A 6,871-nucleotide genomic window follows, 5' to 3' on the forward strand; every position below is an offset into this window, starting at 1 on the left:
CTCATTAAAATGATATGAAATCATATCTGCAAATGCCTTAAAACTCGTTCTCTATCCAAACGCTTTGTAACTTGCATCAAATGAGCTTGTAACTTGACGCAGATTATCGTGCAACTTGACGCAGATTGCACGATGATATGACGCAGGTTGCAGAACCATGAAAAGCGAATGAGAAAACAGAATGAGGCAACCCCTTTTCCCATATCAATTCTTTCAGCTGCCTTAAAAGCGCAATTCTACCCTCCGCTCCATTCATATTCCCACACAGAAACAGCCCAACAATGTCTCTACAAACTGCACAAATCACTTCAAAATGCGCAGTTTTTATGCACAAAAAGCAAAAAGTGTGCATAAAACTCGCCTTTTAATGTTAACACAAATTAAAAACTTTAGCGTTTTTGTAGACTTTTAGAACAATCTAAATACCTTTGCGACGAATTTTATTAAGATTTTTAAAGATGAATAAATTAAAATTCGCTTTCATTGCAATTGCAATCTCAGCGTCACAGACAATGTGGGCAGGTGGCCTACTGACGAACACCAACCAGAATGTAGCTTTCAACAGAATGCTGAGCCGCGAGGCTTCCATTGGCATTGATGGTGTCTATTCAAACCCTGCAGGTGTGGCTTTCATGAGCGATGGTCTGCACCTCTCCTTGAACTGGCAACTCGTGTTCCAGAGCCGCATTATCAACAACGAATTCCCGCTATTTACACGTAATCAGAACAACAATTCAACCGAACGCAAATTCCGTGGTACGGCTTTTGCGCCTGTACTTCCCTCCATTCAGGCAGCCTACAACTGGAAGAAGTTCTCTTTCCAAGCGATGTTTGGCGTGACCGGTGGCGGTGGTAAATGTACTTTCGACAATGGACTTGGCTCGTTTGAAAAGATTGTCGGCGAGACGGCTGCAGGTGTAAACAAGCTGGCACAAACATTAGATAAGGTAACGGGAAACCGCTTGGGACTAAGCAGTGACCAACAGTTTGGCAAGCAAGGCACCTACAGTTACGAGAGCTATATGCGTGGCCGTCAATATTATTATAGCCTATCTTTGGGTGCAGCTTATCGTGTAACTCCTCAGCTTAGTGCCTATGCCGGCGTGCGGGGTGTATATGCCATGAGTAATTATTATGGCTATGTCCGTAACATCAAAGTGGGCAACGTACCTCTCTATACAATGCTTGATGCAACCAAACCAAACTCTTCAGACATCGAATTGAACTGTGACCAGACGGGCGTGGGCTTTACACCTATTCTTGGCATTGACTTCAAAACAGGGCGTTGGAACTTTGCTGCGAAGTATGAATTCAAGACACGTATGCGCCTGAAGAACGAGTCGGTAAACCAGCTTCCAAGTATCGGTAATCTGCCATATAAGTTAAAAGAGATTTTTAAGGAAGCTAATATCCCACATAATAAAATTGAAGAAATACTCACGAATAAAGATGTCGTAGGTGCAATGAAGAATATTAAGGATGAGTTCGACAAGAAGATTGAAGAAGCAACTGGTGAATATGCCGACGGCAAGACTGTTGCCAACGACATCCCTGCCTATCTTGCTATAGGCGCAGGTTATAATCCAATTGATCCATTGCGCATCAATGTGGGGTTCCACTACTTCTTTGATAAGCAGGCAACAACCTATCAACACCGCGAAGATAAACTGAAACGAGGTACAATCGAATGGAATGCAGGCGTGGAATTTGATGCTACCAAGAAGTTTACTCTAAGTGCAGGGTGGCAGAACACAAGTTATGGTCTGACCAAGGAATACATGGATGACAAGTCGTTCGTGGCCAATTCAAACTCTGTGGGTATAGGTGCCTGCATACATCTGAGCAAGAAAATCGATCTCAACGTGGCCTATTTCCACACCTTCTACTCTACTTTCAACGGTGACAAGACCGAGAATGTGGGCGGGAACGAACTGCTTTATAAAGCTCGTTTCACCCGTAACAACAGCGTGTTCGGTGCAGGTGTAGACATCAACTTCTAAAAGACGCTCCAAATCTTTGCCTTATAAGACACGAAGAAATAAATCTATACTATAAATAAAAAAGGTGTCGCTCATACTATATTTTACGTCATGAGCGACACCACTTTTTATGTATTATCATTTCTTCGACGGCAAAACAGCCTGTCTTCTACATCGGATCAACGTCATAATAAATGTGCAGGGCAGCATAACGTTTGTCCTGCATCATTTGTTTCTGTACGTAGCGCAGCACCTCACGCACGCGTTTCAGGTTGATACCATGCTCAAGTTTGATGACAATCTTTCGGATATGCATGGTCTTCACGCGTGCTATGGCAGGCTTGTCTGGCCCAAGAATGCGGTCAGAAAAATACTGGCGAAGACGACTCCCCATTTCCAATGCGGCTGTTTCTACCACTTCATTCTTGGTATGTTTAAGGTAGACATAGACCAAATGATAGAAAGGTGGATAGTGAAAGAGCGAGCGTTCATCCAGCAGGTCTGTACAAAAAGACTTGAAATCATGGCGTACAACCTGCCCTATAACCGGCAGATCGGCACTCTTTGTCTGAAGAATGACAAGCCCTTGCCTGCCCTTTCGCCCTGCACGTCCACTCACTTGGCTCATCATCATGAAGGCATGTTCATAGGCACGAAAGTCGGGATAGTTGAGCATGGCATCGGCATCGAGGATGCCAACAACGCTGACATTGTCGAAATCGAGGCCCTTACTAATCATCTGTGTGCCGATAAGAATGTTGGTACGACCGGCAGAAAAGTCGTCAATAATGCGCTCGTAAGCATTCCGGGTGTGCGTAGTGTCGAGATCCATGCGGGCTACCCGTGCTTCGGGAAACAGTTCGCGCACTTGGTCTTCCACCTTTTCCGTGCCATATCCGCGGCTGACGAGCTTCTCACTTCCACACTGCGGGCACTTCACGGGCACGCTGTACGTAAAGCCACAATAATGACATGAGAGTTGGTTGAGGTTCTTATGATAAGTCAGTGTGACGTCACAATTTGTACATTTCGGCACCCAACCACACTCCTTGCACTCTATTCTCGGGGCAAAACCACGGCGGTTCTGAAACAGAATCACCTGCCTGTCATCATGCAACGCCTGCCTGACAGCCTCTAAAAGTCGCGGGGAGAAAGGGCCTGTCATCATCTTTCTGCGCTGCAAATCCTTGGTATCTACAACTTCAACCTGCGGCAACTGAATTCCTTTGAAACGTGTAGTAAGCGTCACAAGTCCATATTTTCCTTGCTGTGCATTATAGTAACTTTCAAGTGAAGGTGTGGCAGTTCCCAACAGCGTCTTGGCCTGATACATGGATGCCAGCACGATAGCAGCGCTCCTTGCATGATAGCGGGGAGCAGGGTCTTGCTGCTTGAAACTCGTTTCATGTTCCTCATCAACGATGACAAGTCCAAGCTTCTGAAAGGGCAGAAAGACGGCACTGCGCGCGCCAAGAATAACCTCATAGGGAGCATTGGAAAGCTGCTTGTTCCACATTTCCACACGCTCGGCATCGCTATATTTGGAATGATAAATGCCCAATCGATTGCCAAACACTTTCTTCAGGCGGCTTGTAATCTGTACGGTCAAGGCGATTTCGGGCAAGAGATAAAGCACCTGTTCGCCTCGATCGAGTGCCTGTTGGATGAGATGGATATAGATTTCGGTCTTCCCGCTTGACGTTACACCTTGCAAAAGCACAACTTTCTTCGTGGCAAACAGCTCATTAACAGCCTCAAAAGCTGTGGACTGGGCCGTGCTCAGAGGCTTCATGCACTCCGGATGTGCCGTTTCAGAGGTGTTCAGTCGGCCCACTTCTTTCTGATAAAGGGTAAGAATGTTGCGGTCAACCAAGGCTTTGACGGTAGCAAGCGAGGTGTTGGTGGCGTTCATCAGCTCTTCACGTGTAATCTCGGTCAGCGGTTCCTGCGGTGTCGTTCCATTCAGCGTGTCCCAATGCGACAGCGAAAGAAAGCCCACAAAAGCCTTGAGTTGTTTGGTGGCACGCGTCAACATGTTCATGGCCACATGCAGAGTTTGTTCACTGCGAAAGGCTTCTGAGAGCGTAATATAAGTCTCTTTCTTCGGTCGGTAGCCCTCTTCGGCCTTCAACCCGGAAGGCAAAGCAGCCTTATAGATATCGCCAAGCGGTGAAAGATAGTAGTCGGAAATCCATTGCCAGAGTCTTATTTGCTGATGAAGTAATATCGGTTGTCGGTCAATGACTTCGATGATAGGCTTCACTTCAAACTCCGGCTTCTCGTCGACGACGTGCATCACGATGCCGATATACTTCTTCGACTTGCCCAACGGCACGAGCACGCGACATCCTACCTGCGCTTTTGCCGCTTGATTATCGGCAACTGCGTAGGTGAAAAGCCCGTCTAAAGGCAATGGAAGAACGACCTCTACATATTTCATGCAGTTGCAAAGATAAATAAAATAATGGGAATTCCGACAAAATGCAGGGGGAAAAGGAGGCTCAAAACATTGCTGACGTACGGTCAACTCACTTCAAGCTTCATGCAAAAAACAGGTTGAAGATTATCAGGAGAACACGCATTGAAAGTTGGCTCGCAACATCCTGTTTTCCCACAAACAAGACTTGAATTCCCCGTTTACAGAAAACCACACTGCAACTTGCATCACTTTACGCTGTAATCTCTATCACTTTACCACGCAATATGACGCAGATTGCACGGTCATTCCAGTCACTTTACAACGCAATATGACACAGATTGCAAAATAAAGCAGAGCATGATATTTCTGTTAATATCAGCAACGCCTTTATCAACTGTCCTCTCTTGAGGAGAGATTAGGATAAACTTTCGGCCATATAGCTTTCACTTTTCAATCGTTTTATATATCTTTGCCACAGAAATAAAGTCCGACAACTGTAAATGCATCACGCCAATCCAATCATAATATACAAGAACTGCCGCGCGTTAGTAAGTTTCATATTTCTTTTCACAGCTGCAAATTGCTTGGCAACCACATCTCTGACAGACTCTTTAGGCCATATCACTGAGGAAACAAGCCTTACTGACAGCATGGGAAATGCAGTTCATCATAACACGCAGGAATACAGATACAGGGTCAACGCTTCTATGTCGTTGGCAGGACTGCCATGGATAGTGGCAGGAATTGCACTAAGAAGTGAGAAAAGAAATATCAGGGAAGTACGCAATAAATTCCAACTGAATTTCCACCAATCTGCAGATAACTATATACAATATGCTCCACTATTGCTGACCACAGGACTGAAAGTTGCGGGAGTGGAGGGGCGAAGCAGTCTCAAACGCTATGCTGTCAGCAGTGCAGCTTCATTGATTATCATGGCTACTTTAGTAGAAACCATGAAATATTCTGTCAGAGAACTTCGTCCTGATGGTTCGACAAACAACTCCTTCCCCTCCGGTCATACGGCCACAGCCTTTAGTGCTGCCACAATACTCCATAAAGAATATGGCATGACTCGAAGCCCATGGTACAGCATTGCAGGCTATATGCTTGCTACGGCAACAGGTTGTATGCGCGTACTTAACAACAGGCATTGGGCTAGTGACACGTTTGCCGGTGCGGGTATTGGTATTCTGTCTACAGAGATGGGCTATACTTTGGGGGATTTACTTTTCAAGAACAAAGGTTTGTTACGCCATGACAGGGATGACGAACTTGACCTTTACAAGTATCCAAGTTTCTTCAATGTGCAAATGGGTATCGGCCTAAGTGAGCGTCATCTTGATTTCATGGAGCATCTTCCCGGACTGAACGAATATTATCATGGGCAAAAGAAACGAAAGATTAAACTTTCACGTGGCATTGCCGTTGGCGTCGAGAGTGCCTATTTCCTAAATCGGTATATAGGCTTGGGTGGACGTCTGATGATTACATCACGTAATGTCAAAGGATATGATAAGGATGCACTGCATCCTATTGGAATTCTGAACCAGCTCGCTTCTGCAAATGCCGGATTTCTTGACAGCTACACACTGACCGTTGAATCTAACCACATGGCAGAGTTCAACTGGAGCGGTGGAGTGTACTTCAATTTCCCTATCAGCAAAAGGTTTGCATTAGGTTCAAAACTCCTTGTGGGCAGAAGCTATTTAGACGGCATTGCTGTCACTGCTGAAGTTAAAGGACATCAGCGAGACATTGCATTTGAATATGATCCGCAACATGGTAAGACCGTGCCGACACTCGAAATAAAAGGAAACGGAAAAGATAACGGGAAGCCCTACTACAGCAAGTGGAGTTTCTTTCAAGTGGGTGGAGATAATGCAACGATTATCGGAACAGGACTTTCTGCCACCTTTGCTTATAAATCGAGAATGGCATGGAAAGTCTTTCTTGATTACAATTTTGTGCGTCGCACCTACAGGTCAACCTATGCTCCCACTCTTTTCCTTAAAGATGCCGGCCGCTCTATAACTCTCAACGGACAAACAATCAATAACATCAGTGACTATATTGCCCCTTACGTTGCCTCACAAAAGAAAAGCGTCTCCCAACCCATTCTTGGCGCTGCATTCTCTTTCTGCTTCTGAATGCTCATAACTTCCTCGCCAAGGCATAACTAACTGAAAGACACTGCTACGAATATATACGTTAATAACTATATAATGCTACGAGGAAAATATTATCTCGTAAGGAAATGCCTTTCTGTCATCAAAATGAATATTATTTTTCCTGTAATCACTTACTATTTTCTCAATGGACAAGTGATTATGTCAAATCGAATAAAAGTCTTTTTCCTAAATACTATTTTATCCCCCTATACATTAATAAATGGGACGGGATAGGAATATGGCTTCCTGAAGAACATAGAGAGGGGACTTGGAAAAAGGACCAATACAAAAAAGGAGCCCCG

General features: G+C 45.0%; 4 protein-coding genes. 3 read left to right on the forward strand and 1 reads right to left on the reverse strand.

Annotation, left to right across the window (positions count from 1 at the left end; all coding sequences use genetic code 11):
* Positions 1-458: 458 nt before the first annotated feature.
* On the forward strand, positions 459-2,000 hold the full coding sequence (locus HMPREF2983_RS01225; protein WP_070665829.1) for an OmpP1/FadL family transporter: 1,542 nt from the start codon (positions 459-461) through the stop codon (positions 1,998-2,000).
* A gap of 148 nt (positions 2,001-2,148) precedes the next feature.
* On the opposite strand, the gene priA is transcribed toward HMPREF2983_RS01225, so the two are convergent.
* Positions 2,149-4,419 carry a replication restart helicase PriA gene (gene priA / locus HMPREF2983_RS01230; RefSeq protein ID WP_070665832.1) on the reverse strand — a complete coding sequence of 757 codons (2,271 nt, stop codon included), beginning with the start codon at positions 4,417-4,419 and terminating at the stop codon, positions 2,149-2,151.
* 629 nt (positions 4,420-5,048) lie between these two features.
* Between priA and HMPREF2983_RS01235 the strand changes: the two genes are divergently transcribed.
* Both HMPREF2983_RS01235 and HMPREF2983_RS14115 read left to right on the forward strand, forming a co-directional pair.
* Positions 5,049-6,548 carry a phosphatase PAP2 family protein gene (locus HMPREF2983_RS01235; protein ID WP_083316627.1) on the forward strand — a complete coding sequence of 500 codons (1,500 nt, stop codon included), beginning with the start codon at positions 5,049-5,051 and terminating at the stop codon, positions 6,546-6,548.
* A gap of 107 nt (positions 6,549-6,655) precedes the next feature.
* The coding region (locus HMPREF2983_RS14115; RefSeq protein ID WP_210400347.1) for a hypothetical protein at positions 6,656-6,871 on the forward strand (216 nt) is incomplete at its 3' end.

Origin of the sequence: Prevotella sp. HMSC077E09 (assembly GCF_001814685.1) — a bacterium.
Taxonomy (GTDB): Bacteria; Bacteroidota; Bacteroidia; order Bacteroidales; family Bacteroidaceae; genus Prevotella; species Prevotella oris.